This is a genomic window from Mycobacterium talmoniae, from assembly GCF_001854525.1.
Classification (GTDB): domain Bacteria; phylum Actinomycetota; class Actinomycetes; order Mycobacteriales; family Mycobacteriaceae; genus Mycobacterium; species Mycobacterium talmoniae.
In genome coordinates, this window is sequence record NZ_MLQM01000024.1 from 1 (window position 1) to 25,663 (window position 25,663).

24 protein-coding genes are annotated in these 25,663 nt (G+C 67.2%); 15 read left to right on the forward strand and 9 right to left on the reverse strand.

Going from position 1 to position 25,663, the window contains the following annotated elements:
- Positions 1 to 306, forward strand: a 306-nt coding sequence (locus tag BKN37_RS29510) for a hypothetical protein (protein ID WP_207547214.1), incomplete at its 5' end; no start/stop codon positions are given.
- Here BKN37_RS29510 and BKN37_RS07110 read toward each other — a convergent pair.
- The gene (locus BKN37_RS07110) at positions 236 to 778 is read right to left on the reverse strand and encodes a DUF3558 domain-containing protein (RefSeq protein ID WP_071023877.1); all 543 of its coding nucleotides are present in this window, start codon (positions 776 to 778) and stop codon (positions 236 to 238) included. The genes BKN37_RS29510 and BKN37_RS07110 overlap by 71 nt on opposite strands.
- Positions 779 to 828: 50 nt before the next feature.
- On the reverse strand, positions 829 to 1,203 hold the full coding sequence (locus BKN37_RS07115) for a heme-binding protein (protein ID WP_071023801.1): 375 nt from the start codon (positions 1,201 to 1,203) through the stop codon (positions 829 to 831).
- Between the two features lie 409 nt (positions 1,204 to 1,612).
- Here BKN37_RS07115 and BKN37_RS07120 point away from each other — a divergent pair, with 409 nt between their 5' ends.
- The 3 genes from BKN37_RS07120 to BKN37_RS07130 are packed head-to-tail and all read left to right on the forward strand — an operon-like array spanning position 1,613 to position 5,156.
- Entirely contained in the window at positions 1,613 to 2,722 is a 1,110-nt protein-coding gene (locus BKN37_RS07120; protein ID WP_071023880.1) for an LLM class flavin-dependent oxidoreductase, read from the forward strand.
- Complete coding sequence (locus BKN37_RS07125; protein WP_071023803.1) at positions 2,719 to 3,831, forward strand: LLM class flavin-dependent oxidoreductase; 1,113 nt, start codon at positions 2,719 to 2,721, stop codon at positions 3,829 to 3,831. Before BKN37_RS07120 ends, BKN37_RS07125 begins: the two co-directional genes overlap by 4 nt.
- Positions 3,828 to 5,156 (forward strand): NtaA/DmoA family FMN-dependent monooxygenase, encoded by a 1,329-nt coding sequence (locus tag BKN37_RS07130; RefSeq protein WP_071023806.1) that lies wholly within the window; start codon positions 3,828 to 3,830, stop codon positions 5,154 to 5,156. The genes BKN37_RS07125 and BKN37_RS07130 overlap by 4 nt, the downstream gene beginning before the upstream one ends.
- A gap of 1 nt (position 5,157) precedes the next feature.
- Here BKN37_RS07130 and BKN37_RS07135 read toward each other — a convergent pair whose 3' ends face one another.
- Complete coding sequence (locus tag BKN37_RS07135; RefSeq protein WP_071023808.1) at positions 5,158 to 5,904, reverse strand: MBL fold metallo-hydrolase; 747 nt, start codon at positions 5,902 to 5,904, stop codon at positions 5,158 to 5,160.
- 43 nt (positions 5,905 to 5,947) lie between these two features.
- Between BKN37_RS07135 and fgd the strand changes: the two genes are divergently transcribed.
- Positions 5,948 to 6,958 (forward strand): glucose-6-phosphate dehydrogenase (coenzyme-F420), encoded by a 1,011-nt coding sequence (gene fgd, locus BKN37_RS07140; RefSeq protein ID WP_071023811.1) that lies wholly within the window; start codon positions 5,948 to 5,950, stop codon positions 6,956 to 6,958.
- On the opposite strand, the gene gjpA is transcribed toward fgd, so the two are convergent.
- On the reverse strand, positions 6,955 to 8,037 hold the full coding sequence (gene gjpA / locus BKN37_RS07145) for an outer membrane porin GjpA (RefSeq protein ID WP_071023813.1): 1,083 nt from the start codon (positions 8,035 to 8,037) through the stop codon (positions 6,955 to 6,957). The genes fgd and gjpA overlap by 4 nt on opposite strands.
- 321 nt (positions 8,038 to 8,358) lie before the next feature.
- Between gjpA and BKN37_RS07150 the strand changes: the two genes are divergently transcribed.
- Entirely contained in the window at positions 8,359 to 9,531 is a 1,173-nt protein-coding gene (locus BKN37_RS07150; protein WP_071023816.1) for a hypothetical protein, read from the forward strand.
- 11 nt (positions 9,532 to 9,542) lie between these two features.
- On the opposite strand, the gene BKN37_RS07155 is transcribed toward BKN37_RS07150, so the two are convergent.
- From BKN37_RS07155 to BKN37_RS07165, 3 genes are all read right to left on the reverse strand, one after another.
- The gene (locus BKN37_RS07155) at positions 9,543 to 10,736 is read right to left on the reverse strand and encodes a DUF1501 domain-containing protein (protein ID WP_071023818.1); all 1,194 of its coding nucleotides are present in this window, start codon (positions 10,734 to 10,736) and stop codon (positions 9,543 to 9,545) included.
- An 11-nt stretch (positions 10,737 to 10,747) separates the two neighbouring features.
- Complete coding sequence (locus BKN37_RS07160) at positions 10,748 to 12,064, reverse strand: DUF1800 domain-containing protein (RefSeq protein WP_071023820.1); 1,317 nt, start codon at positions 12,062 to 12,064, stop codon at positions 10,748 to 10,750.
- Positions 12,065 to 12,203: 139 nt separating this feature from the next.
- Positions 12,204 to 12,584, reverse strand: a complete 381-nt coding sequence (locus BKN37_RS07165) for a hypothetical protein (RefSeq protein ID WP_071023823.1) — start codon at positions 12,582 to 12,584, stop codon at positions 12,204 to 12,206.
- Between the two features lie 552 nt (positions 12,585 to 13,136).
- Here BKN37_RS07165 and BKN37_RS07170 point away from each other — a divergent pair.
- A complete protein-coding gene (locus tag BKN37_RS07170; RefSeq protein ID WP_071023825.1) occupies positions 13,137 to 13,556 on the forward strand; it encodes an MmcQ/YjbR family DNA-binding protein in 420 nt (139 codons plus the stop codon).
- 28 nt (positions 13,557 to 13,584) lie between these two features.
- Here BKN37_RS07170 and BKN37_RS07175 read toward each other — a convergent pair whose 3' ends face one another.
- Positions 13,585 to 14,811: a PucR family transcriptional regulator gene (locus BKN37_RS07175; protein ID WP_071023827.1), complete on the reverse strand. Its 1,227-nt coding sequence runs from the start codon at positions 14,809 to 14,811 to the stop codon at positions 13,585 to 13,587.
- Between the two features lie 411 nt (positions 14,812 to 15,222).
- Here BKN37_RS07175 and BKN37_RS07180 point away from each other — a divergent pair, with 411 nt between their 5' ends.
- Positions 15,223 to 16,191 carry an alpha/beta hydrolase gene (locus tag BKN37_RS07180; protein WP_071023829.1) on the forward strand — a complete coding sequence of 323 codons (969 nt, stop codon included), beginning with the start codon at positions 15,223 to 15,225 and terminating at the stop codon, positions 16,189 to 16,191.
- 148 nt (positions 16,192 to 16,339) lie between these two features.
- Positions 16,340 to 17,713: an ABC1 kinase family protein gene (locus BKN37_RS07185; RefSeq protein WP_071023831.1), complete on the forward strand. Its 1,374-nt coding sequence runs from the start codon at positions 16,340 to 16,342 to the stop codon at positions 17,711 to 17,713.
- Here BKN37_RS07185 and BKN37_RS07190 read toward each other — a convergent pair.
- Positions 17,710 to 18,471 (reverse strand): MBL fold metallo-hydrolase, encoded by a 762-nt coding sequence (locus BKN37_RS07190; RefSeq protein WP_242657130.1) that lies wholly within the window; start codon positions 18,469 to 18,471, stop codon positions 17,710 to 17,712. The two genes, BKN37_RS07185 and BKN37_RS07190, sit on opposite strands and share 4 nt — an antisense overlap.
- A gap of 681 nt (positions 18,472 to 19,152) precedes the next feature.
- On the opposite strand from BKN37_RS07190, the gene BKN37_RS07195 reads away from it, so the two are divergent.
- The 6 genes from BKN37_RS07195 to BKN37_RS07220 are packed head-to-tail and all read left to right on the forward strand — an operon-like array spanning position 19,153 to position 25,635.
- On the forward strand, positions 19,153 to 20,019 hold the full coding sequence (locus tag BKN37_RS07195) for an MlaE family ABC transporter permease (RefSeq protein WP_071023836.1): 867 nt from the start codon (positions 19,153 to 19,155) through the stop codon (positions 20,017 to 20,019).
- A 4-nt stretch (positions 20,020 to 20,023) separates the two neighbouring features.
- Entirely contained in the window at positions 20,024 to 20,881 is an 858-nt protein-coding gene (locus BKN37_RS07200; RefSeq protein WP_083341633.1) for an ABC transporter permease, read from the forward strand.
- 2 nt (positions 20,882 to 20,883) lie between these two features.
- A complete protein-coding gene (locus BKN37_RS07205; RefSeq protein WP_071023838.1) occupies positions 20,884 to 22,401 on the forward strand; it encodes an MlaD family protein in 1,518 nt (505 codons plus the stop codon).
- Positions 22,398 to 23,447, forward strand: coding sequence for an MlaD family protein (locus BKN37_RS07210; protein ID WP_071023840.1), 1,050 nt, complete (start codon positions 22,398 to 22,400; stop codon positions 23,445 to 23,447). Before BKN37_RS07205 ends, BKN37_RS07210 begins: the two co-directional genes overlap by 4 nt.
- 5 nt (positions 23,448 to 23,452) lie before the next feature.
- Positions 23,453 to 24,514 carry an MCE family protein gene (locus BKN37_RS07215; protein ID WP_071023884.1) on the forward strand — a complete coding sequence of 354 codons (1,062 nt, stop codon included), beginning with the start codon at positions 23,453 to 23,455 and terminating at the stop codon, positions 24,512 to 24,514.
- Positions 24,511 to 25,635, forward strand: coding sequence for an MCE family protein (locus BKN37_RS07220; protein ID WP_071023842.1), 1,125 nt, complete (start codon positions 24,511 to 24,513; stop codon positions 25,633 to 25,635). Before BKN37_RS07215 ends, BKN37_RS07220 begins: the two co-directional genes overlap by 4 nt.
- Positions 25,636 to 25,663: the final 28 nt, after the last annotated feature.

Genomic DNA, 25,663 nt, shown 5'->3' on the forward strand with positions numbered 1-25,663 from the left:
CCCCCCCCCCGCCCGGCCCGCCACCCGGCCGGGGCGCCCCCCCGGAGCGCCCCGGTCGGCCCGTCCGGCGCCGCCGGCCAGGGGCGCGCCGCCGAGCGCTACCTGCAGGCCCACGGCTGGGCGACGGTGACCACCGAGGCCGACGACCTGTTCGCCGCCGGTGGATATCCCGCGGCCGGCGACGGGGTGCGGGTCGCCGCCCCGATCCGCTACCTGCACGCGACCCGCAAGCGGGTCAATGGGCGTTGGCGATCGAGCGGCGGGTCAGCTCCTCGGTCACGGGGCAGGGGTCGGGGAACGGTTTGACGTCGAAGCTGACCGACCATTCGATGAAGTCGTCGAAGAACTGGATCGCGATCTCGCAGATGTAATCGCCGAGCGTCGCGTTGTTCTCGACACCGCGGAACCCGCTTCGGCCCGCCATCGTCAGGTCCTCGACCCGGGTGCGGGACAGCTGCTCGATCTTGCGTTCCCGCCCGATCGGGCTGCCCCGATACCAGGCGAAGGTGACCCGCGGCCAGACCACACCGCCGCGCAGCCACTGGCAGCCCGTCGGATTTTGGCCGGTGTTGACCAGCCCGCTCGCCCCGGTCAACTCGGCCACCGTCTGGTCGCTGATGCCGCCGCACAGCGGGAAGAACGGCCCGTGGCGGGCGTCGGGCGCCGTCGTCGCCGACGGCGGTCCCGAAGCGTGCGGCGCGGGGGAGCAGGCGGCCACCGTCGCGGCCACGGCCGCGGCCAGTACCCGTCGTGATGCGGCCCCCCGCTGCCTGCTCACCCGATGCACGGTAGCGCGCGCCGGGCGAACGCGGACGCTACATCGCCGGTTCAGCCCGCCATGAAGGCGTCGTAGGCCGACGCCAGATCGGGCGGCAGCACCGTGGTGTTGCACTGGCGCTGGGCGTCACCGATCGGCGCCAGGATGCCCCGCAACTCGTAGTACTCCTGCGGGTGTGCGGTGAAGTAGTTGCGGACATTGGTGGCCGCCTCCGGCCGTGGCTGACTGATGGCCTGCGACACCACCGCGTCGGCACCCGGGTGGGCGGCCAGATACTGGCGCGCCGAACTGGTGGTCGTGTCGACCGTGTTGGACAACCCGGCCGGGCTGCAGTCCGGGTCCGCCGCCGCCGTCGGCGCGACGAGGACGCAGGCGGCCGCCGCGCCCAGCAGGCAGCCGCCAGCGATACCAAGGTTTTTGAGCATTCTTATTCCCTTTGAGTCACGAATCAGTTGCACTCCCGACCCGAAGCCCACGGTACGCACCGCCGCCGCGGTCACCTCCGGGTGAGGCTGACGTCAAAAGGGGCTCCGCGGCAAGCCGTTTCGGCGCCTGCCGTCCGATGACGCGGATTTCGCCGAAGTTGCGGTAAGCGACCAATGAGAACGACGCCGGATTCTTAAACTGCGGGCCAAGTCCTTAACGAACGGTGACGGTCGGCTGTGATCGGATTGTGACCTGCTGAATGGTTCCGGGCGTTTTTGGTCGACATCGCGGTGATGCTGATCGCCGGGACGCTGATGGCGCGGCGCCCGCCGCCGGAACGTGTGAGACCCGTTACTCCACCCGTGCGCTCGGAATGCGGCCGAAGGCTCGCTGTTAGACAGTTACGTGGTGTCGAAATCCGGTCAGCCCGGCCAACCGGGCGCGCTGCACCTTGGTGTCGCGCTCGACGGATACGGGTGGCACCCGCAGGCCTGGCGAACCCCCGCCGCCGGGTCGGTGCTGGACGGCCGGTACTGGACTGACCTGGCCCGCACCGCCGAACTCGGGCTGCTCGACTTCCTCACCATCGAGGACACCTTCACCGTCCAACCCGGGCGTCGCGCCGCTATCGATCCGCGACGGCTGGCCGGTCGCGCCGACGCGGTACTGGTCGCCGCCCGCATCGCCCCGGCGACCCGACACATCGGGCTGATCCCGGTAGCCACCGTCACCCACACCGAGCCGTTCCACGTGTCCAAGGCCATCGCCACCCTGGACTTCGTGTCGGGTGGGCGGGCCGGCTGGCAAACCCGGGTCAGCGCGACCGCGCACGAAGCCGCCCTGTTCGGCCGCCGGGACGGCGCGCTGGATGTCGACGGATTGTTCGACGAGGCCACCGACTTCGTCGAGGTGGTCCGCCGGCTGTGGGACAGCTGGGAGGACGACGCGGTGATCCGCGATGGGGCTACGGGCCGCTACATTGACCGCGGCAAGCTGCACTACATCGACTTCACCGGAAAACATTTCGCGGTGAAGGGACCGTCGATCACGCCGCGGCCACCGCAAGGTCAGCCGGTGGTGACGGCGCTGGCGCACACCGCCAGGATCTACGAATTCGCCGCCGGCAGCACCGATCTGGTTTTCATCACGCCCACCGACGACGCCTCGGTGCGCGCCCTGCTGGCCCAGGTGCACGCCGCCGGCGGTGCGGGCCTGCAGGTGTACGCCGACGTCGCGGTGTCGTTTCACGGCGAAGCCTTTCGCTCGGATGCCCTGGTATTCACCGGCGGTGCCACCGATCTGGTCGATCTGCTGCTGAGCTGGCAGCGGCTGGGGATTCACGGCGCGCGGCTGCGGCCGGCGGTCAACGCCACCGATCTGCCGGTGATTGTCGAGCAGGTGGTTCCGCTGCTGCAGCGCGCCGGCCGATTCCGCACCGGTTACCGCGACGGCGAAACGCTGCGGGCCCGGCTCGGCCTGCCGGTGGCGCCCAACCGGTACGCGGTGGGGCCCCGATGACCGGGGTCCCGCTGTCGGTGCTGGATCTGGCGCCGATCAGCGCCGGCGGTGACGCGCCGACCGCGTTACGGAACACCATCGACTTGGCCCGGGCCGCCGAGCGGTGGGGCTATCGCCGGTTTTGGGTCGCCGAACACCACTTCGTGGGTGTGGCCAGCTCCGCGCCGGCGGTGCTGATCGGGCAGATCGCGGCCGCCACCACCACGATTCGGGTCGGGGCGGGCGCGGTCCAGTTGGGCTACACCACCGCCGCGGCGGTGGTGGAAAGCTTCGGCACACTGGCCGCGTTCCATCCGGGCCGCATCGATTTGGGTGTGGGCCGCTCCGCGCGACGACGCTCCGGCACCGAGACACCGCGCCCGGAGGAGGGGCCGCGGGACTGGCGGGAGGTCGACGGGGTGGTGATTCCGCCGCCGTTCGACCTGCGTCCGGTGCTCAACGCCGACCGGGCGCGGGCGACCGGATCGGTTCTGCAGCAGCCCGACGCGGTGACCCCCGACTTCGTCGCGCAGGTCGACGACATCCTCGCGATGCTCGACGGCAGCTACCGGATCGACGGTTTCGACGTGCACGCCGTTCCGGGCGAGCAGACCGGCCTGAGCCCGTGGATCTTCGGCAGCAGCAAGGGCACCAGCGCGCGGCTGGCCGGGCAGCGCGGGCTGCCGTTCGTCGCCAGCTACCACATCACGCCGGGTACCGCGCTGGACGCGGTCGACGCCTACCGCGACGCGTTTGTCCCCTCCCGCTATCTGTCCCGGCCGTATCTGGTGGTGTCGGCCGACGTGGTGGTCGCCGAGGACACCGCCACCGCCCGGCACCTGGCGTCCAGCTACGGGCACTGGGTGTATTCCATCCGGGCCGGCGAGGGCGCCATCCCGTATCCCGATCCGGACCACTGCGCGCCGCTCACCGACGAGCAACTTGCGGTGGTCAACGACCGGGTGGCAACCCAATTCGTCGGCGACCCGGATGAGGTCGCCGACCGGCTGGCGGCGCTGCAGCGCGTCACCGGCGCCGACGAGCTGGTGGTCACCTCGATCGCCTACCGGCATCGGGATCGGCTGCGCTCGCACGAACTGCTGGCCAAACGCTGGGGGCTGGGTCAATGAGTAAGCACCGCAAGCAGGTTCATCTGGCCGCCCACTTCCCGGGCGTCAACAACACCACCGTGTGGACCGACCCGGCAGCCGGCAGTCAGATCGAGTTCGACTCGTTCGTGCATCTGGCCCGCACCGCCGAGCGCGGGCTGTTCGATTTCTTCTTCCTGGCCGAGGGACTGCGGCTACGCGAGCACCGGGGCCGCATCTATGACCTCGACGTGGTGGGCCGCCCCGACACCTTCACCGTGCTGGCCGCGCTGGCCGGGGTGACCGAACGGATCGGGCTGACCGGCACCATCAACACCACCTTCAACGAACCGTTCGAGGTGGCGCGGCAATTCGCCAGCCTGGATCACCTGTCCGACGGGCGGGCCGGCTGGAACATCGTCACATCGTCGGACGCCTTCACCGGCGCCAACTTCCGTCGCGGCGGCTTCCTGGACCACGCCGACCGGTACCGCCGCGCTGAGGAGTTCCTCACCGTGGCGCGCGCCTTCTGGGACAGCTGGGCGGCCGACGCCCTGGTCGCCGACGGGGCCGCCGGAACCTACGTCGACCCCGCCCGTATCCGCATCGTCGAACACCGCGGTCGGCAGTTCGACGTGCGCGGCCTGGCGACGCTGCCGGCCGGGCCGCAGGGCCACCCGGTGCTGTTGCAGGCCGGTGACTCCGACGAGGGAAGGTCGTTCGGCGCCCGGCACGCTGACGCGCTGTTCACCCTGCACGGTTCGTTGGAGGACGGCCAGCGCTACTACGCCGACGTCAAGGGCCGCGCCGCGGCGCAGGGGCGAAACCCCGACCAGCTCAAGGTGTTTCCAGCCGCGACGTTCGTTTTGGGCGACACCGCCGCCGAGGCCGCCGAGAAGGCGCGGCATATCCGGTACCAGCAGGTCAGCGGGGCGACGGCGATCGCCATGCTGGAGCAGGTCTGGGGTCGCGACTTATCCGGGTACGACCCGGACGGCCCGCTGCCCGACATCGACCCCACCGGCGACACCAGCATCACCCAGGGTCGAGTGCGGCACGGCGACCCGCTCGCAGTGGCCCGCAGCTACCGGGAGCGTGCCGCGGCCGAAAACCTCTCCATCCGCGAACTCGTCATCGCCGTCACCAGCCGCCAGCAGTTCGTCGGCACCGCCGCCCACATCGCCGCCGAAATCGACCGCTACGTGCAGGCCGATGCGTGCGACGGGTTCATCCTGGTGCCCCACCTGACCCCGCACGGGCTCGACGACTTCGTCGATCAGGTGGTGCCGCTGCTGCAGGATCGCGGCGTGTACCGCACCGAATACACCGGCCACACGCTGCGGGAGCACCTGGGCCTTGCGGGCTGACTCAACGCGGCGTGGCCCGGGCGGCGGCCTGGTCGGTGGCCTCGCGGATCGGGCCGCGCCACAGGTCACCGTGGCCGGGCGCCAACACCTCGGTCTCCAGCAGCGCCAGCGCGGCCAGGCTGCGCACGCAGTCCGTCTGGTTGTGGCTGAACAGCGCCGGCAGCAGCTGCGGCCCGCGGTGCGTCAGCAGCGGATGCCCGGTGATCAGCGCATCCCCGCTGGCCAGCACGCCGTCGACCAGATACGAGCAGTGCCCGCCGGTGTGGCCGGGGGTCGGGATGGCCATCGGCTGGCCGGGCAGGGTGGCGGCCACCTCGGCGGTCAGCGGCTGCGCGGTGGGGATGCCCTCCCGGCTCAAGCCGCCGTTGCGCACCACATGCAGCGACCAGCGCGCCCACCGCGGCCGCCACACCCGGGTGACGACGGCCAGCGGGGTGGCCTGCTCCAGGTACTCCCGCTTGGCATGGCCGACCTCGTCGGGGTGGCAATACACCGGTGTGCCATGGGTTTTCGCCAACCAGATGGCGGTGCCGAGATGGTCGATGTGGGCGTGGGTCAACAGCACGGCGCGTACGTCGCCAGCGTCGTACCCGAGCGTGCGCAGCGAGGCCAGCACGTCGTCGCGGTCGCCGGGATAGCCGGCATCGATCAACAGCACACCGGTGTCGTCGGTGACCAGCAGCCAGTTGACCGCTTCACCCTGGGCCAGGTGCACCCGCTCGGTGACCGGGGTCAGCGTCGGTGCCATACCCGCGAGTCTAAGAACCGCGGGGGAGAGTAGAAACGATCAGGTGGCTGAATTGAAACTGGGATATAAGGCGTCGGCTGAGCAGTTCGGGCCGCGTGAACTCGTCGAGTTGGGTGTGGCCGCCGAAGCGCACGGCATGGACAGTGCGACGGTCAGCGATCACTTCCAGCCGTGGCGGCATGAGGGCGGGCATGCGCCGTTTTCGCTGGCCTGGATGACCGCGGTCGGGGAGCGCACCAAGCGGATCACGCTGGGCACTTCGGTGCTGACCCCTACCTTTCGGTACAACCCGGCGGTGATCGCGCAGGCGTTCGCGACCATGAGCTGCCTGTATCCCGAGCGCATCTTCTTGGGGGTGGGTACCGGGGAGGCGCTCAATGAGATCGCTACCGGCTATGCGGGGGAGTGGCCGGAGTTCAAGGAGCGGTTTGCTCGGCTGCGCGAGTCGGTGCGGCTGATGCGTGCGTTGTGGCGCGGGGACCGGGTCGACTTCGACGGCGACTACTACCGGCTCAAGGGGGCCTCGATTTACGACGTGCCCGAGGCCGGGGTGCCGGTCTACGTTGCCGCGGGTGGGCCGGCGGTGGCCAAGTACGCCGGACGGGCCGGCGACGGGTTCATCTGCACGTCGGGCAAGGGTGAGGAGCTCTACACCGAGAAGCTGATGCCGGCCGTGCGGGAAGGTGCGGCGGCGGCCGAGCGCAATGTCGACGACGTTGACAAGATGATCGAGATCAAGATCTCCTACGATCCGGATCCCGAACTGGCGCTGAACAACACCCGGTTTTGGGCGCCGCTGTCGCTGACCGCCGAGCAAAAGCATTCCATCGACGACCCGATCGAGATGGAGAAGGCCGCCGACGCGCTGCCGATCGAGCAGGTCGCCAAACGCTGGATCGTGGCGTCGGACCCCGACGAGGCGGTGGAAAAGGTCGGCCAGTATGTGAGCTGGGGTCTGAACCACCTGGTGTTCCACGCGCCCGGTCACGACCAGCGGCGGTTTTTGCAGCTGTTCGAAACCGACCTGGCGCCGCGGCTGCGCCGGCTCGGTTAGAAGGCCAGCAACCCGGCCAGCAGGTTGGGGATCTCGCCGGCCAGGCCCCCGAGGTCGCCACCCAGCGCGCTGAACGTGTCGGTGCCGGACGGGGTGATGGCTTCGGCGATGGCTTGGGTCAAGGCGATCAGGGAGCCGATGGGGCCGACGCCGTAGCCGGGTAGGTCGATGCCGACCAGGCCGCCGGTGACCGACACGTCGAAACCCAGGGCGTTGAACAGCGATCCGGCCGGGCTGAGCAGCCCACCCAGCTCCAGGTTGACGCTGTTGATGTCGACCAGCGCCTCCACCGCGGGCGGCAGGTCGAGCAACGAGACCAGCGGGGTGAGGTCGAGCGATTCGCCGCCGTTGAGGAACGCGCCGGTCATATGCGCCGGGATATTGATCAGCTCGTTGAGGGCGGCCAGCGGGTCGGTGTCGGGGCCGGACAGGTCCCCGATGATGGACTGGATGCTGTCGACGAGCGCCACCCCAGGGCCGATGACCGGGCCGACCGCGCCGAGCAGCACGCCGCTGAGCGGGGAGGCGGTGAACCCGAGTAGCGCGTGCACCAGCGCGTCGTCGGCGGTGGCGTCGTAGGCGAAGTTGAAGAGATTCAGGTGGTTGACGGGTCCGCCCAGCAGCAGCGCCGCCGCAGCCTGCGCAGTCCTGATCAAGGCGGCGCCGCCGATTCCGCCCACAGAACTGGACCAGGTCGCTTCGACGGTGCTCAGCAGATTGGCGTCGGGGACAAACGGCGCGGTAAACCCGGCCTGCAGATTGTGGGCGATCTGGCTGAAGACGGTCCCGAAGTCGCCGCGGAAGATGTCCTCGAGGTAGCCGATCTGGTTGGTGGCGACCTGGCGGATTATCGGGAACGGATCACTGCTCCACGCCGCGAACAGGTCCGATACGTTGGTGCTGGCCTGCTGGATAACGTCCACCCAGGGGGTAATGGGGTCCAGCCCTGCGGTGAGCTGGATCTCGGGGGGAGCCACATCGGGCAGCGGCGCCGCCGTCACCGGGGTGACGGCAATCAGGCTGGCTCCGGCGAGGGCAACCCCGGCGGTGACCCACGGACGGGTGGCTAGCTGCTGCATGGCGATCTCCCTCCCGCGCTGGATTGTGAGGTAACTCACAATCTGAGGGCAATGCTAACTGATAGCTGCCTAAGAAGCGTTGAAAAACTCTGGGAGATTCTCAGCGCTGGCTGGCGACGATGAGGGCGGTCCACTCCCCGTGTGGGGACGGGACGGCTCGCAGCGGGGTGCTGGGGCGGCAGAGTCGCAGCTCAACTGCGTTTTCTGGATCGGACCGGGGTTATTCAAAGCTTGTTGTCCGATTCTGCGCCTATCAGGATTTTCTTAGTTACAGTGTGATCCGCCGCGCAGACCTTGCGGGGTTTGGTTCCAGCGAAGGGCATGACCATGCAGGCTGCGCTACGTCCGTATCTGACCGCCGGGATCGCCGTCGTCGGCGCCGGCGTGGTCGCGGTAAGCCCCGTCGCAGCGCCACCGACGCTGCCCGACGTTGCGATGCCCGCGGTGCAACTCACGGCCGGCATTGACTTCGGTCAACTCGCCGACCTCGGTTCCCCGACCGACCCTCTCGGCGTCTACTCCGCGTTGGCGACCAATTCGTTCAACGACCTGTCCGCCATCGCCGGCGAGCGGTTTGCCGACCCGGCGCCCATTCTGGGGGCGATCCTGCACAACCAGATGGGTTACTTCAACGACTTCCTGGCGAATCCGGCATCGATCGTCAACGTGCCGGGTGAGATGTTCAACAACGCGGCCAACGTGTTTCAAACGCTGACCAGCTTCGCCCCCGAGATCAGCCTGCACAGTGACCTGTTGACCGATGTTCAGGGCCTGCTGGCGGCCATTGCGGACCTGAACATCGGCAACATCTTCAAGCTCATTCCGACCCTGACCACCATCATCGACGAGGCCGGACAGATCATCGGTGACCTGACCTCCGGCAACCCGCTGCTGATCCTGTCCGTCCTGTTGCCGGCGCCGATTGTGCTGGGGCTGGCCGCCATTGGTCCGCTGGTCAACGGTGTCGAGGCGTTCGATACCAGCTTGAGCGCGGTCCAGGGGGCGATCGGTTCCGGCGAGTACCTGAACGCCTTGGCCGCTCTGGTCGCCGGCCCGGGCTATGTCACCGACGCCATCCTCAACGGCCAATGGGGAGTCGGTATCGACCTTGGCCCGCTGGGCGGCGCCGGTATTCCGTTGTTCAACGGGCTGCTGCAACCCATGCAGGACGCCGACATCAGCCTGCTCGACAACCTGCTCAAGATCGACATCGGCCCGTTCACCGGGCTGCTCGACGGCTTCGTCAACTACCTGCCCCGCGAGATCGCCGGGGCGCTGCTGACCGGCGGCATGGTCGATCCGGTGGGCAGCAGCGTGGGAGCCCTTCCGCTGGATCTGGGCGCGCTGGATCTCACCAAGCTGCTCGGCGACGTGTTGGATCCGGCCGCACTGCTGGCTGGACTGGGCGGCGTGCTGCCCGCGGCGGCGAGCGATCTTCCCGGCACTCTCTTGACCGAGTTGTTCGACCCGTCCTGGCTGCTGAACCTGTTCTGAGTCGTAGGGGTTCAGCTAAGAAACCCCAGGGCGCGGCGGCCGGCGCCGACCGACGGGGTGGGATCGGTCGCCAGTGTGCCCGACATCAGCTCGTAATAGATGTCGCGGAAATCGGTGGTGGGCTTGAGATCCCCGTCATTGAGGTCGGTCAGGCTGGGTTCGTCGCCGTAGAAGCCGCCCTTCACCGGGGTGCCGGCGACGAACACCGGCCCGGCGGTGCCGTGGTCGGTGCCCTGGGACGCATTGGCTTTGACGCGGCGCCCGAACTCCGAATACACGACCATCACGAGGTTCTTGCCGTACCGGTCGTCGGCCATCTGCCGCAAGAACGGCGTCACCGCCTCATCAAAGGTTTGCAGCAGCCGCTGCTGGGTCTCGCGTTCGTCGGCGTGGGTGTCGAAACCGCCGAGCTGCACCGCGTACACCCGGGTCGGCACCCCGGCCCGCACCGCCTGGGCGACCAGCTGCAGCTGGGCGGCGAGCCGGTTGTGTTCGGTGCGGGCGGCCCGGATCGGCGCGAACGCGGTGTCGGTGCTGCGGGCGGCGCGATAGGCGGCGCACACCGCCGCCATGGCGGGGGTGTCGTGCGGATCGTCGGCGCCGAGCGCGGCCATGGTGGCGGTGAACCGCTCCGCCGATTCCGGGGACGCGGCCGGGGTCAGCGCGGCGGCGGTGCATTTGGCGCCCACCGCCAACGGCGGGAGCACCGAGCCGATGTTGACCGCCCTCAGCGGGTCGTCGCCGGTGGCGTCCAGCCAGCGGCCGATCCAGCCGGTCGAGACGGGTTCGGTCGGCGACGCGGTCTGCCAGATGTCCATGGACCGGAAGTGACTGTGGTCGGGTTGCGGATAGCTAACCCCGCGGATTACGGCCAGTTGGCGCTGGTTCCACAGCTGCGCCAGTCCAGTCAGCGCCGGATTGAGTCCGAGCCGGTCATCGAGATGCAGCACATCTGCTGGGGCGTAGGCGAGTTCGGGACGGGCGTCGTGATACGCGTTGTCGGCGTAGGGGATCAGTGTGCTGATGCCGTCGTTGCCGCCGTAGAGCGTCACGATCACCAGCACCCCGCTGCCGTCGGGCAGCGGCCGATCCTGCGCGGCGCGCAGCAGGTCGGGCCAGCTCACCGCCACCGCCCCGGACAGCAGGCCGGCGGCGCCGACACCGACGCTGGCGATCAGAAACTTGCGGCGATTGATCTCAGGCATCAGCGACCCCGTTACGACGTCAGGTATTCGGGCGTGTTGACGGCGGCGGCGACCAACCGGACCGGCTGGCGCGCCAGCGGTTTGAGCGCGGCGACGGTGCGGTCCGACCACGCCCCGACCCCGATCAGGTAGCCGACGGCGTCGATCCGGTCGCCGGCGCCGGTGTCCTCGACGCCGGACAGGTCACCGGCGCGGGCCAGGTTGCCGGCGGCGCGCAACCGCTCCCCGGCGCTGGCGGTGGACAGCCACACCTGCCCGCGCGGCCAGCCACCGACGTTCGGCGGATAGAACGGTCGCTGCCCCAGCGCGGTCAGCGTGGCATCGACCATCTTGATTCGCTTCGGGTGGTCCAACGGAACCCGCAGCGCCCGGATCACGCCGACCAGCCACTCCACCGGGGTGTCGACGACAGCTCCTCGGGCGCCGAGGAACTCCGTGTCGGTGAGGATCGCCGCGGTCAGCGCCCGCAGGTCGCGGCCGGGACCGTAGGCGGCGAGCATCCGGTCCAGTGCGGCCGCCGAGGGCGCGTCGTCGGAGGCCAACTGCTGCCACAGCCGCCCCGCGACGTATGCCGGCGACTTGGGTTGGGCCAGCACCGTGTCGCAGAATCCAACCGCATCGAAATCGCCGGTGCTGCCCAGCAGCGTCTTGGCGGTGTCGTCGTGGCGTTTGGGCGCCAGCACCGTATCGCCGTCGGCCTTGATCACCCAGCCGGTCAACGCACGGGCGCCGGCCCGCACATCGGCCTCGGTGTAGCCGTTACCGTGGCCCAGCGCGAACAGCTCCATGAATTCCCGGGCCAGGTTCTCATTGGCGGCCTTGGCGGTGTTGCTCTGCCCGTCGAGCCAGCGCAGCATCGCCGCGTCGGTCAGCATGGCGTAGGCCAGGGTGCGGAAATCGCCGAGCGCCAGCGTCCGCAGCTTCTGGTTCTGCGCCGCCATGAAATCCGCGACCCGAACCTTCTGCGCCGACGTCGCGAAGTGGTTGTGCCACAGCAATGTCAGCTTCTCGTGGATGGGCTGGTCGACGGCGGCCATGCGGCGCAGCCACCAAGCGGACAGCGCGGCCATCTGCTCGGACAGCTGCCGGTTGTACTGCTTGCGCTGCTCGGTGCTGGGGCCTTTACCGGGGGCGTGCGGCGCGGGCAGGGTGGGCATCGGGGTGGCCTGGGCGCCCGGATCGGCGTCGGGGTCTAGGTCCAGCGCGGCATCCACGTAGGCCGACCAATCCTGGGCGGCTACCGCGTCGACCTGCGGGCCGGTCACACCGAACCCGGCCCGGCGCAGCGCACGGGCCGTGGCGATCCACCGGTCGGACTGGGTGGCCATATGCGCAGTGTGAACCGCCCAGCTGAAGATTGGCTGTCACCGCCCGGCGCGTCGGATGCGTCCTATCTCGGTGAGCCGGTCAGAAGTATAGGTCCGGCGTTGCCGGCCAGGTCGCCCTCAAGCGCGTGGCTGGGCCAAGTTATACCGGCATGCATTTTCTCATCGGCACCGTGTCGGTCGACTCGTCCGCCCAACCCACCCGATGTTGCCCGCACGGCGCCGCAGCGGCTCGGGGTGGCGGTGCGCCGCCGGCGAGCAGGACCGTGAGGTTGTCAATCGTGCCGGTCGCTGCTGCCATTGCCGCAGTGATGCGCTGCTGCAGGTCCCCCAGCACTGGCGCTCCGACCTCTGACCCCGTTGGTGGGCCGGATCGGGCGGCCAGCCCAGCGCAGTCTGAGACGAGCTTGCGCAGATCCGCTGCTGCCTCGGCGATCTGGGCGCACGATTCGGCGATATCGGCGGTGGTCGGGTCGGCGGGTTGGACCATCGCGGCATCCCCCTTGTCGCTGTCGATAAACACCAGTATTGCACGGCTTTTCGACGCTGGCCGTACATCGAGCTACACCCCAGCGACTCCGTCCGACGCCAGTGGGCGTAGCCGTCCCCTGCCAAACCCTCAGCGCAGCAATCCTCTTGCGCCGCAATCCGTGTCAGTGCGGAATAAATGCCACGCCTCGACGCCGGTGATCACGCCGCGGTGAAATCGCCTCTTGGTGTGACGGTCCGAATCACACCGGACTCGTCATCGGGATCCCGAGCAGCCCGTCTGCACCGCTGCTGCGGACTGCCACGGGTAGGGCGGCAATCTTGGGTGGCATGCACGATAAGGTCTCCCCTCCTGACCGCATCTTCCACCAAGGGGTCCGCCCCGCCGGTCCCCCGATAGTTCGGATCGAACCACTTGGTCACGATCCGATAACGACCCCCGAATCTTTGGACATGCCACCGCAGTTTGTCAAGGGTCACTTTCGCGGCGCCGGCCGCACCTCGGCATCGGGGCCGCGGACACCGTCGAGCATCGAGCGTGACGCACAGCGGCGCCACCCATGTTCCAGCAGGTTACGTTGGCGTTATGGCCGATCGATCCGCGCGCGTTAGCGACGTCCATGAGATCGCCGCCGCGATGCCGCACGTGACCAGAATCGAAGGGCCGAAGGGTAACGCGATCTATCAGGTGGGCGGCAAATCGTTCGTGTTCTTCCGCAACCCGCGGCCGGATGCCAAGGACCCGGTCACCAACGAGCCCTACGCTGACGTCATCGTCATCTGGGTCGAGTCCGAAAGCGACAAGCTGGCCCTCATTCAAGACCCGGAGACGCCGTTTTTCACCACCGACCATTTCAACGGACACCTGTCCGTACTGGTCCGGGCGGTCGACTTGCCCGCCATCACCAGGACCGAATTGGCCGAAGTGATACAGGACGCGTGGCTGTCCCGGGCCTCGAAACGACGCAGGGAGAAGTGGCTGGCCATCCATGCCGACGGCAGGTGAGGGCCGGCGTGCGTCGATAGGCGGATGGCTACTTTTCGGCGTGGTCGACGAGGTGGATGGTGAGGGCGGCGGCGAGCAGGCGGGAGCCGTGTGGGTCGCTGGGGTCGATACCGGTGAATTCATGGACGCGCCGTAACCGGTAGGTCAGGGTGTTGGGATGGATGAATAGTTCGGCCGCGGCGGCTTTCCGGTCGGCGCCATGACGCAGATGCATCTCGAGAGCGTCGAGCAGGCTGGGATGTTGCTGTAGTGGCGCGATGCGTTGGGCCAGGAAGTCCCGGGCCGGCCCGGGCCTGGTGGCCTGATACTCGAACAGCAGGTCTTCGAGGTGATGGAGGCCCGGGTGCCCACCGAGTTGTCGTGCGAGACGGGCGATCTCGGTAGTTTCGGCGACCGCCGCCGGGATTCCTAAGAGCTCCGTTGCCCGGCACTCGGCGGCATAGATCTCGACGCCAAAGCGCGTCGCGAGGGCGTCCACCAGCGCTTCGAGGGCTCCGGGGCCGACCAACGGTGTCGGCAACAGGACGGTGCCCGCGTAGCCGTCGAAGGTGTTGAGGATGTCGGCGGATCCGAACTCGTAGAGGACGTGTTGGGCATGACGCATCCTGCGTTGGGCGACCAGCACGTCGTGAGCCGTTTGCGGTGTCGGCGCGGTATCGATGTCAATGGCGAGGATGTCGTAACGGTCACTGAGTTCGACGCTGGCATCCTCGGCCAGGATCGCTGCGGTCGGATCGCCGGCGACCAAGGCCTTACACAGGGTGCGCAGCTGTTCCCGCTTGTTGGCTCGCAGCACGAAGTCCGAGTCCTGGTAGATCTCGGTGATGACAATGCTGCACGTTCCGGCCAGGTCCGATAGGTGTGCACCCAACGCCGCCAGCGTCGCCGCATCGATGTCGGGTACCAGCTCCACGACGAGCTCCCAAAACCGTCGCACACCTCCGTGCAGGGCGGTGAGCAGAACCGGCAGCGGAATCCCGTCCTCGGCGTGGCGTTCGATGATGGGCACCGCGAACGCCGACACCTCGGCGGTGCTGAGCTGACGCCCCTCGATCATGCCGGTGACCACGACGGGAAAGGCCGCCGCCAGCAGCGGTCCGATTTCCACCTGGAACGGCTCGCTGGGCAGGGTCGTCGGCCACCGCACAGCTTTGACGGCAGCGTCAAGCAAAGCATCCGAGAGCTCGGGGATCCGCGATTCAATCGCCTCTCGCAGCGGCGAGTCTTCGGGGATACGCGGCAGAGCAGAAGTCACGATCCGATTGTGGCCGACAACAGCCCGATTGGGGGTGGAATCGTCACACGGGGTTGCGCCGGTGCGTGGCGGCGCTCCCGGCGCGGCAGCTCCCTGTGCAGGCCAGCCGGGTCGTCGACCGTGCAGCGGCGCCAATCATCAAGGGTGCGCCACGAGTTCGCTCCTCACCGCAGTTTGTGATTCGCCACAATCCGGATTCGGGTTGTTAGCACAGGTCATGCGGCATATTGCGGGTACTGCGGGGCCGGTCGCCGGTTAACCCGAGTTTTGTTTTCGGCACCAATAGGGTGGCCCAAACTTCTCCGATGCGTGCAGTGAATGGCGGGCCCCGATGTCGACATACTTAGACCACTGAACCGACCCAGTCCAGCCGTTGCTGTCTGGGTAAGCGACTCTGAGTGAGGGGTGGCAATGCCGGTGGAGGCGCCCAGCGTCGAGCGCATCGACTTTCCCGGCGGGAGCGGACAGTCGCACGCACTGAGGTGCCTGCTAAGTGCGACCGTCAAGGTGGGTCTGCAGGCGTGGGTGCGAACGCAGTGGCTGCCGTGGCCCTACGGTGCCATCGACCATGTCGGTCGGGCCCTGCCGCCGATTCCCGGTGTTACCCACCAGCCAACGGCGTTGCCCCATTGCGCGGCGGAGATCGTCAGCCCTGCCGAGCCGACGTCGGGCCGGTTCATTCTGTATCTGCCCGGGGGAGCGTTCTACGTCGGGGGCCGGTATCTGCACCGTCAAATGGTGGGTCGGTTCGCCACCATGCTTTCGTCGTCCGCACTCCACGTCAATTACCGAAAACTTCCCCAGCACTCCATCAACGACGCGGTCGCCGACGGCGTCGATGCCTATCGCCACCTTCTCGCAATGGGCATCGACCCCGACCGGATCGTTGTGATGGGGGATTCCGCGGGCGGATACCTCACCTTCACCACGGCTCTCGGCATCCGGGATGCGGGCTTACCGATGCCGGCTGCACTCGTCGCAATTTCGCCGCTAACGACGTGCGAAATCTCGGCCAAGTTGGCTGCTCCGTCGGCCAGGACCTGCGCGCTCTTCTCTCGGTCGGTGGTCACCAAGCTGCATGACGAGCGCGTCAGGCTCAACCGCGGTGAGGACCTGGTATCACCGGCAGACTGCCGGCTCAACGGGCTACCGCCCACCCTGATTCAGGCAAGTCGGAGCGAGATGCTCTACCCCGACGCCGTCCTGATGGCCGAGCGGCTCGCCGCTGCCGGGGTGCAGTGTGAGCTGCAAACGTGGCCCGGCCAAGTACACGTGTTTCAGGCGGCCGCGGCCGTAGTGCCGGAATCGGCCCAGGCTGTCGCCGAAGTCGTCGATTTCATCGACCGAGTGGTGCCCGCGGTCGCTGAATTGACCGCCTGACACCCGCGCTGCCCTCCCGGATCGCCCTGACCAGGCGAATCGGTGGCATCTGATAGGCAGCTGAAAATTGCCCCCGGGTTTTGCGGTGCAGCAGTCTGGGACCATCGGTCCCGGTAAATTGCGCAGCGGCATAGCGCAATGCAGGGGGATGGTTGTGGATCGAATACCACGGGGGCGGCTCTCGCGTGGCAGCAAGTTGGGTCGGCTGGCGGCAAAACGTGCGGTGAGCGGCGCGGGGCTCCGCCTGGCGATGATCGGCCGATCCGAAGACGCGAAAGCCGTGCTCGCGGAACGCGCGACCATAACGGCGGCGGACAATCTGTTTGCGGTCCTGGGATCCATGAAGGGCGCGGCGATGAAACTTGGCCAAGCCCTCTCCCTTTTCGATGTCGACCTGGTCCCGGAATCACACCGAGAACGCTTCCGGCAGAAGCTTGCTGCGCTGCGCGACCAAGCCCCGAAGGAACCCTTCAGCACCATGCGGGGGGTGATCGAGGCCGACCTCGGCCCGCTATCGCGGGTGTTCAGCGACTTCGACGAGGACCCCATCGCCGCCGCCTCGATCGGCCAGGTCTATCGCGCACGGCTGCGTGACGGCCGGGAGGTCGCGGTCAAAGTGCAGTATCCGGGGGTCCAGCAGGCAGTGGAAGCCGACATGCGCAACCTTGCGCTGCTGATCAAACTGTGGCGATCGTCGTGGCCGGCCGCCAACACGGCCATGCTCGAGGAGTTCAGCCGCAATATCGAGAACGAGTTGGACTATCTGACCGAGGCGCGTACCCAGCACCACGTGGCACAGCAGTTTCGCGGCCACCCCATGATCAGGGTTCCGGACAGCGTCGTTGAGTACAGCACCCCACGGGTCTTGGTGACCGAGTTTGTCCACGGCGTTTGCTTTGACCAGATCCGCGGTCTGCCGGCCGACGAGCGTAACCGCATCGGCGAATTAATTCACCGCTTCTACATCGGTTCGCTGTTCTGCCACAACGAGTTCTGCGGCGACCCCCACCCGGGCAACGTTCTGCTCGGCAGCGACGGCAAGGTCGAGTTTGTCGACTTCGGGCTATATCACCGGATGGATCCGGCCAATGTCGAGTTCGAGCGGAAATACCTTCGCGCCGCCGCCGAAGGAAAGGCCGAAGAGCTGTATCGCCTCATGGTCGACCGCGGCGTGGTGGACGCGAATTCGGCGGTGACCCCACAGGAATGCCTGGACTACTTCTTGGCCGTGGGCGCCTGGCACATGCTCGACGAGGAGATCGCCATCACGCCGGAGATGGCAACGGCCGCCATCGTGATGGCAATCGACCCGCGCGCGGTGGAATTCACGGACATGAAACGGCAGATGCTGCCGCCGGAGCACCTCTTCTCCCGGCGCGCCGAATTTTTGACGTTCGGCATACTCGGGCACCTGGAAGTGACCAACAATTGGCATCGGATCGCTCGTGAATGGCTCTACGGTGATCCGCCGCATACCGACCTCGGTCGCGAGATCGCCGATTGGCAGGCGTCCATCAGTTAGATCAGTGCGGCGCCGGCGAGTCTGGTGAAGGCCGACGCATCGTGACTGCAGAACACGGTCACTTCATCGCCGTGTTCGGCGATGAGATCGGCCAGGCGGTGCATGTTCTGCAGCTGTGCGCGCGGCAAACTCGGGTGACCGGAAATCAGGCTCAGGCCGCGAGTTGCGCGGCCGGTGATACCGCGCCGGACGGCGCCCGGCAAGGCGTAGGCATCGCCCGCGTGCAGCAGCCAGCCGGTCCCGGTGTCGATCGCGACGCCGACATGGCCACGACTGTGGCCCAGCAGGGGGATCACCAGGATGTCATTTGGAAGTCCCGGAAGCTCGCGGACGGCTTGGAATCCAAACCACCGGTCGCCGTCGGCCCCGAGTTCGTTGACCCGCCACCGCACGCCATGGGCCCACAGCTGTTCAGGCCGGTAGCGGATGCGCTCGAACGCGTCGGGACGCACACCGGCCCGATACTCGGGGCCGTGCACATGCACAGTGGCCCAGGGAAAGTCGGCAAGCCCGCCGGTGTGGTCATAGTCGAGGTGGGTGACCACGATGTTGCGGACATGTTTCGGGTCGTAACCAAGCGCCTGGATCTGCCGGATCGCGGTCTCGGACTCCCGGAGCACCGGCCGGATGGCGTGGCGCGTCCATCCCAGCAGTTCCGGACGACGGACACAGTCGAGCCCGAATCCGGTGTCGACCAACATCAGGTCGCCGCCGGAAAGCTCCACGAGCAGGCAGTGGTCGACCGTGCCGAACACCATGGTTCCGCAATTGAGGTGATGCACTCTCATCTGAGACTCCTCTTATCGGATATGCAGCATGCCAGGAGTGGCGGTCACTGCCCGGAAGGAAGGGACCGTAACTGCACTTTTGGTGCCGGTAACAACTCGGAGCGGGAGCGGACGGAGCTCGACCTGCCCGTCCATGACGCCCCGATCACGCCAACGGCAACGGCTCTCATCGGTTTGTCTCCCGAGCCAAAACCGGCCCGAATTTTTCTCGTGTGCAGCTAGTGACCCTGCCATGGCCCGTCGGGATACTTGGGCTTCAACCTGGGCCAGGTGTTCTGGCCGGATCGCGGTTCTCAGTACGGGGTGGGGCTCGATGAGGGGTGAGCCTGACCGGCGCTGCTGTGCGTCGAAGTACCGCGAAACACAACGAGAGACCCTGGGGGTAGGGCACATTGGCGACAATGTCACAGACCGTGAGTCCATCCTGCACGCGCTGAGTCCATGGGGGCGCCGGCGTGATGCGGTGGGCCGGCGGGCTGTGATGACCGGTCGCATGGATTCGCGAAACCGCCCACTCGGGAAGTCAGTCTGGATTAAGGTGGCCACCACTTGACTGTCCGGAGGGGAAATGACCGGTAGCACAGGGTTATTGACATGTGCGTCTTTTAGCGTCTCCGACAAGTATCAAGGTCAACCCCGAGGGGGCAGGCGATGACAGACGTCGCAGACTCCGCCCATGCCCCAGCCGAGCGATCGGGCATCGGGGAGATCATCGGCTGGTTTCGCCGTTATCTGCAGAACCATCCATTCCTCTCGCTGAACACCTTCGGCGGCCAGGTGCGGCTCGGGGTCGACGCCATCCGGTATCTGTTCTACGACCTGTTCACCCGCACCTTCCAGGCCGGGGAGTTCATCGAGCAGGTGGCGTTCATGGCGTCGACGGCGTTCACCCCGACGATTCTGGTGACGATCCCGATCAGCGTCACCCTGTCCGTCCAGTTCGGGCTGCTGGCCGGGCAGGTTGGCGCAGCGTCGATGTCCGGTGCGGCGACTGGGTTGGTGGTGATCCGCCAGGGGGCTCCGCTGGTGGCGGCGCTGCTGCTGGCCGCGGCGGTGGGTTCGGCGGTCACCGCCGACCTGGGTGCCCGGACCATGCGCGAGGAGATCGCGGCGATGGAGGTGATGGGGGTGTCGCCGCTGCGCCGCATGGTGGTGCCCCGGCTCGCCGCGCTGATCCTGGTCGGGCTCGGGCTGACCGGGGTGACCGCTTTCGTCGGCTACGTCGGGAGCTACCTGTTCAACGTCTACGTCCAGAACGGAACCCCGGGCTCCTTCATCGCCACGTTCTCGTCGTTCGCCACCGTCGGCGACATGGTGCTGGCGTTGGCCAAAGCGGTGGTTTTCTCGGCGATTGTCGCCATCATCTGCTGCCACAAGGGCTTGGACACCCGCGGCGGTCCAGCCGGGGTGGCGAACTCGGTGAACGCCGCGGTGGTCGAATCGGTGCTGCTGCTGATGATGGTCAACGTGTTGATGAGCCAGCTCTACGTCATCGTCTTCCCGCGGACAACCCTGTAAAGCCATGGCCACTCCCACCCCATTTCAGGTCCCGGGCCAACGCGTCGTCCTTGCCGGTGCGGATGTCGTCGGCGGCGCGTTCGGCAGGGCGGGGCACCTGGTCTATTTCTTCGGCAAGATCCTGCTGGCGATCCCGGCCATGATCAAAGACTTCCGACGCGAAATGCTGCGGATATTGGCGGATGTGTCCTGGGGAAACGGGTCGATCGTCGTCGGCGGCGGCACCGTCAACGTCGCGGTAGTGCTGGGACTCACCGCGGGCGCCCTGGTCGCGGTCGAGGCGATCAATGCGCTGAACCTGCTGGGCCTGGGCCCGGCGATGGGGTTGATCTCGTCGTTCGCGACGACCCGCGAGCTCGCGCCGGTGATGATCGCGATGGCGTTCATCGCCCAGGCGGGATGCCGCTTCACCGCGCAGTTGGGCGCGATGCGGATCAACGATGAAATCGACGCGATGGATGTGCTGGGCATCAACTCCGTCTCCTACCTGGTGGTCACCCGGGTGACGGCAGCCGTTGTGGCGGTCGTGCCGCTGTTCCTGATCGCGCTGGCGACGACCTACGCCTCCGCCCAGGCCGCCAGCATGGTCGCCGGCCAGTCCGCCGGGTCCTATCTGCACTATTTCTCGTTGTTCATCAACCCAGGCGACGTCGTGAAGGCGACGATGAAGGCGATCGTCTTCGTCTTCATCTCCTCGACGATGCAGTGCTATTACGGGTACTTCGCCAGTGGCGGTCCGGCCGGTGTCGGAGTGGCCGCCGGACGTGCGATGCGGAACAGCCTCACCACCGTCATGATCGTCAACATGCTGCTCACCATGGCGTTTTGGGGAGTTGCGTCCGGCGCGAGGTTCGGTGGGTAGGAATGCCGAACTCTTACGACTTCGACCCGCGCAGCCCGAACAATGGGCCACTTGTCGTCTTGGGTGTGGTCTTCGCGGTCGTCGCGCTCGCCTTTTCGGTGTTGATGGTGCAGAAATCCGAAGGCAAACTGGACAAGCTCGTCAAGGTAGACCTCGCGATGTTCAACATCGGTGACGGATTGCCGGCACACACCGACGTGAAGTTCCGCGGTGTGCTGGTGGGGTCGGTGTCCGGTATCACCCCCTCCCGGGAAGACAAGCCCAACATCGTCCACGTCGACCTCACACCGGCGTACGCCGCCAATATCCCCAGCACCGTGACCGCGCGGGTGGTCCCGAGCAACGCCTTCGCGGTGTCGGCGGTGCAACTGGTCGACAACGGGAGGGCGCCGCCGTTGCGAACCGGATCGGTCGTCCACGAGGACACCACATTGCCGACCGTGCTGTTCCAGAACGTCGTGGCCAAGCTCCGCCAGCTGCTGGCCGCGGCGGGCCGCAAGCCCGATCCCGACAGCATCGGCGTGATCGCGGCCTTGGGTGAGGCAACCGAGGGCCGTGGCCAGCAACTAACCGACGCCGGACACGACCTGAACGAGATTCTGGCGCAGCTCAATACGGTGGTCAGCCCGGACGCCTCCGGCCCGTCGACGCTGGCCGCGTTGACCGCCGCCGCGGGCGGCTTGCGGGATACCACCCCGGAACTGTTCGATGCGCTGCAGGACTCGATCCGGCCGATGCGGACCATCGCCGAGAAACGCGGGCAGCTGACCAGCCTGCTGTCTTCTGGGCTCGGCACCACCGGGATGCTGGGCGACGCCTTCGACCACCAGACCGACCGGCTGATCGCGATCAGCACCCAGCTAGCGCCAACCCTCGGTGTGCTCGCCGACCACGCAGGCGAGTTCCACGGCGTGTCGACCCGGCTGCAGAAACTGGCGAACAAGTTCTACGACGAGGCGTTCAACCCCGACAACAATCTCATCACTGTCAAGGTGATCGCGTCGTTCACCCCGAGCCGCAGCTACGTGCGCGCCGACTGCCCCCGCTACGGCGCCCTGGAGGGCCCGAGCTGCCAGACGGCGCCGCTAGTCCCCACCGCCCCGGATCTGTTTCCCTCGTTGGGGTCGATGGGTATCCCGCCGCCGCCCGGCGCGGCGGAGAACCGCCCCAACGTGACCCCGCCGCGTCATTCGATGCCGGGCGACGGCCCTGCCCCGGATATGCCGCCGCCGCCTCCGCCACCGTGGCAGGTGCACTGGCCGCCGCCCGATGCGCCGCCGCCTCCGGATGCAGCGCCGGCGCCGGGAGCACCGCCGGTAGCGGGCGCACCGCCGCCGCTTTCCGCTGAGGTGCAGCAGCAGTCGATCATCGGCGGCAACGTCGGGCCGGTCGGCAGCGCCCAGGAGAAAGCGCAGCTCGACCAAATCGTCGGCGGGGAAGCCACCACGGCCACCGTGCTGCTGCTGGGCCCGGTGGCGCGCGGGTCGCTGGTTCAGATCACACCGGGAGGTGCCCCGTGAGCCGATACCGCAAACCGTTGATCGGTTCGGTCATCTTTACGGTGTTCGCGCTCGTCGTCACCTGGATGGTGTTCGGCACCTTGGTGCGCGGAGTGGCGGGCCCGACGAACACCTATTCGGCGATCTTCACCGATGTATCCGGGCTGGCGGACGGCGATGACGTCCGGGTTGCCGGGGTGCGGGTCGGCCGGGTGGACAAGATCGAACTGGTCGATGCGCTGGCCAAGGTCACGTTCCGGGTACAGCGGGCGCAGACCCTGTACACCAACACCATCGCGTCGGTCACCTACCAGAACATCATCGGGCAACGCTACCTCGGGCTGGCCCAAGGTGCCGGAGGCAATCGCCAGCCGCTGCCAAACCACAGCCAGATACCGAAAGAACGCACCAACCCGTCGTTCGACATCTCCCACGCGCTCAACGGGTTCGAGCCGCTGTTGGAACAATTGGAACCCGAACAGGTGGACAACCTGACCAACGCGATCACCCGGGCGTTCGGCGGGGATACGACCTCGATTCTGGCGGTGACCACCCAGGCGTCGGCGCTGGCGGAAACGTTCGCCGGCCCCGATGAGGTGCTCGGCGATTTGATCGGCAACCTGGACGCGCTGATGGCCAGCTTGGCGTCGCAGAACACCAATTTGCAGACGATGATTCAGCAAACCCGGGGTGTGATGGCCGACCTGGCGGGCCGCCGCGAGGAACTGGTCGACTCCGTGGGGTCGATCAACTCGACAGTTTCTCGGCTGGCCGCGATCGTCAACAACATCACTCCCGACGCGCAGCAGTTGGTCAGCCGGCAACCCGGTGTGCTTGATTACGGGCTGCACGACGGCCGAGCGCGGCTGGCCTATCTGACGGCGAACGTCCCGGGCCTGATGAAGGCGATTGCCCGAACTATGCAGGACGGAAGTTACATCAACGGATACGCCTGTGATGTCGACTTCGGCTTGTGGCACGACCTGTACTACTGGTTCCGGGGCATCGTCGCCGCCGCCACCCGCGGTAACGGCCACGAAGTCTGGCACTCCCCGGTGTGCAGGTGAGCGCCATGACTAATCGGTTCGCCGGGTTGAGAAGGTTCATCCGCCCCCTCGACACCTACAACAAGACCTGGCTGGGGGCGATCGCGCTGGTGGTCCTCGGCGTCCTGCTGATGGGCGTGGTCGCCTACGGCGGCCTCAATATCGGCAAGACCTCCTACCGCGGCGAGTTCCTTCAGGCCGCGCAGATCAAAAAGGGTGACGGGGTCACCATCGCCGGCATTCAGGTCGGCACCGTCGACGGGGTGGAACTCGCCGGCGACCACGTGGTCGTCAAGTTCAATGTCCGCAACGATGTGCACGTGGGTGCGGACACCCAGGCCGGCATCAAACTGACCACGATCCTGGGATCCCGCTACCTCGAACTAACCCCGGCCGGCGGTGGGAAGCTCGACCATCACACCATCCCGCTGCGCTGGCCGAATGGTGACCTACGGACCCAGGTTCCCTACGATCTGGAAAAGACCCTCGCCGGGGCCACGAAGACCTTCGGGCCGCTGGATGCCGACCGCGTCGTGGACTCGGTGAAAGTGCTCGACGCCAGCCTGCAAGGACTGCCCGAGGCGCTGCCGCCGGCGTTGCAGAACCTGCAATCGCTGGCCACCATCATCGGGGATCGGCGCGACCAAATCGGCGCGCTGCTGAAAAACGCGGACACGTTGACCACCATGCTGGCCGGCCAGCGGGCCGATCTGGGGGTGCTGATCGTGCAGGGGCGCGACCTGCTGCGCGAGATCGCGACCCGGCGCGCGGCCGTGCAGCGGCTGTTCGCCAGCGCCACCACGTTGGTGCAGCGGGCCAAGACGATCATGGCCGACGAACCCGCCCTGGATCAGCTGCTCGCCAACGCGCAAGAGTTCACCACAATGATCAACGACCACGACGCGTTGCTGCGCAACATCCTGCAGTCGTCGCCCATCGCCGTCCGCAACCTCGCCAACGCCACCGGCAGCGGCAATGCCCTCGATGTCAACGCCCCGATGGGCCTGTTGATCGACTCGTGGATGTGCGCGATCAGCAGCCGCGCCGTTCAGTTCAACCTCGTCGAGTACTTCAAGGACTGCGAATGAGCCGCCAGGTCAAGGTGATCGGCGCCGTGATCGCCGCGGCCGTCGTCGTTGTTGTTGCCGCGGCGGCCGTGGTCGTGCCGCGGCTGGTGCACCGGCCGATGACGATCACCGCCCAGTTCGAGGACACCGTCGGGCTCTACGAGGGCAACGCCGTCTCGGTGCTGGGCATGGGGGTCGGCAAGGTGACCCGCATCGTTCCCAAAGACAGTTATGTGGAGGTGACACTCACCGTCGACCACGGCATCGACATCCCGGCGGACGTGCAGGCCGTGACGGTGTCCAACTCGATCCTCACCGACCGGGTGGTCGAGCTCACCCCGCCCTACCGCGGCGGGGAGACGCTGAAGAACGGTGCGGTGCTGGGCCCGCCGGGGGTGCGCACCCACACACCGGTCGAATTCGACAAAACCCTGCAGATGGTCGACAAACTGGGCAAGGCGCTGCACGGCGACGATCAGGGACACGGGCCGTTGGGGAACCTGATCAACCTGGCCTCGGACATCACCTCCGCCAACGGTCCCGACATCCGGGCCACCCTGGACAAGCTGTCCCAGGCGCTGCGGGTGGGTTCCGACAAGGGCGCCCGCAGCAAAAAAAACATCCAGGCGATCATCAACAGCGTCTCCGAACTGACCCAGGCCGCCGCCGACAACGACGCCACTATTCGCGAATTCGGCTCTAACCTACGGCAACTCAGCGACGTCCTGGCCGCCGAGGACCTGGGCTCGGGCAGCACCGGCGCGAAGGCCAATCAGCTACTCGCCGAGGCGGCCCGGCTGCTGGAGGGTCACCGCGAGGGTCTGCAGGGCACGCTCGCCAACACCCAAGCCATCGCGACGACGCTCACCGACAACCAGCGCGAGCTGGCGGAGTTCCTTGATGTGGCGCCGATGACGGTCGACAACCTCTACAACATGATCGACCCCGTCGGTGGCAGCTTCCGCGGGCACCTGCTGCTCAACAAGATCGTGATGAACAGCATGTTCACCAAGGAAATCTGCAACCTGATGGGTCTCAAACAGCTGGGGTGCGCCACCGGAACCCTGCGCGATTACGCGCCCGATTTCGGGCTGGGCACCATCCTGAACCTGATGGACGACGGGATAACTGGTACGCCATGAGCGGGGTATTCCGATGCTGTCCGCCGCG

What these genes read in the sequence shown, in the direction of transcription:
- BKN37_RS07115 (WP_071023801.1), bottom strand. Translation starts at nt 1,203, where the DNA reads ATGCTCAAAAACCTTGGTATCGCTGGCGGCTGCCTGCTGGGCGCGGCG.
- BKN37_RS07125 (WP_071023803.1), top strand. Translation starts at nt 2,719, where the DNA reads ATGACCGGGGTCCCGCTGTCGGTGCTGGATCTGGCGCCGATCAGCGCC.
- BKN37_RS07130 (WP_071023806.1), top strand. Translation starts at nt 3,828, where the DNA reads ATGAGTAAGCACCGCAAGCAGGTTCATCTGGCCGCCCACTTCCCGGGC.
- BKN37_RS07135 (WP_071023808.1), bottom strand. Translation starts at nt 5,904, where the DNA reads ATGGCACCGACGCTGACCCCGGTCACCGAGCGGGTGCACCTGGCCCAG.
- gjpA (WP_071023813.1), bottom strand. Translation starts at nt 8,037, where the DNA reads ATGCAGCAGCTAGCCACCCGTCCGTGGGTCACCGCCGGGGTTGCCCTC.
- BKN37_RS07150 (WP_071023816.1), top strand. Translation starts at nt 8,359, where the DNA reads ATGACCATGCAGGCTGCGCTACGTCCGTATCTGACCGCCGGGATCGCC.
- BKN37_RS07155 (WP_071023818.1), bottom strand. Translation starts at nt 10,736, where the DNA reads ATGCCTGAGATCAATCGCCGCAAGTTTCTGATCGCCAGCGTCGGTGTC.
- BKN37_RS07160 (WP_071023820.1), bottom strand. Translation starts at nt 12,064, where the DNA reads ATGGCCACCCAGTCCGACCGGTGGATCGCCACGGCCCGTGCGCTGCGC.
- BKN37_RS07170 (WP_071023825.1), top strand. Translation starts at nt 13,137, where the DNA reads ATGGCCGATCGATCCGCGCGCGTTAGCGACGTCCATGAGATCGCCGCC.
- BKN37_RS07180 (WP_071023829.1), top strand. Translation starts at nt 15,223, where the DNA reads ATGCCGGTGGAGGCGCCCAGCGTCGAGCGCATCGACTTTCCCGGCGGG.
- BKN37_RS07185 (WP_071023831.1), top strand. Translation starts at nt 16,340, where the DNA reads ATGGTTGTGGATCGAATACCACGGGGGCGGCTCTCGCGTGGCAGCAAG.
- BKN37_RS07190 (WP_242657130.1), bottom strand. Translation starts at nt 18,471, where the DNA reads ATGGTGTTCGGCACGGTCGACCACTGCCTGCTCGTGGAGCTTTCCGGC.
- BKN37_RS07195 (WP_071023836.1), top strand. Translation starts at nt 19,153, where the DNA reads ATGACAGACGTCGCAGACTCCGCCCATGCCCCAGCCGAGCGATCGGGC.
- BKN37_RS07200 (WP_083341633.1), top strand. Translation starts at nt 20,024, where the DNA reads ATGGCCACTCCCACCCCATTTCAGGTCCCGGGCCAACGCGTCGTCCTT.
- BKN37_RS07205 (WP_071023838.1), top strand. Translation starts at nt 20,884, where the DNA reads ATGCCGAACTCTTACGACTTCGACCCGCGCAGCCCGAACAATGGGCCA.
- BKN37_RS07215 (WP_071023884.1), top strand. Translation starts at nt 23,453, where the DNA reads ATGACTAATCGGTTCGCCGGGTTGAGAAGGTTCATCCGCCCCCTCGAC.
- BKN37_RS07220 (WP_071023842.1), top strand. Translation starts at nt 24,511, where the DNA reads ATGAGCCGCCAGGTCAAGGTGATCGGCGCCGTGATCGCCGCGGCCGTC.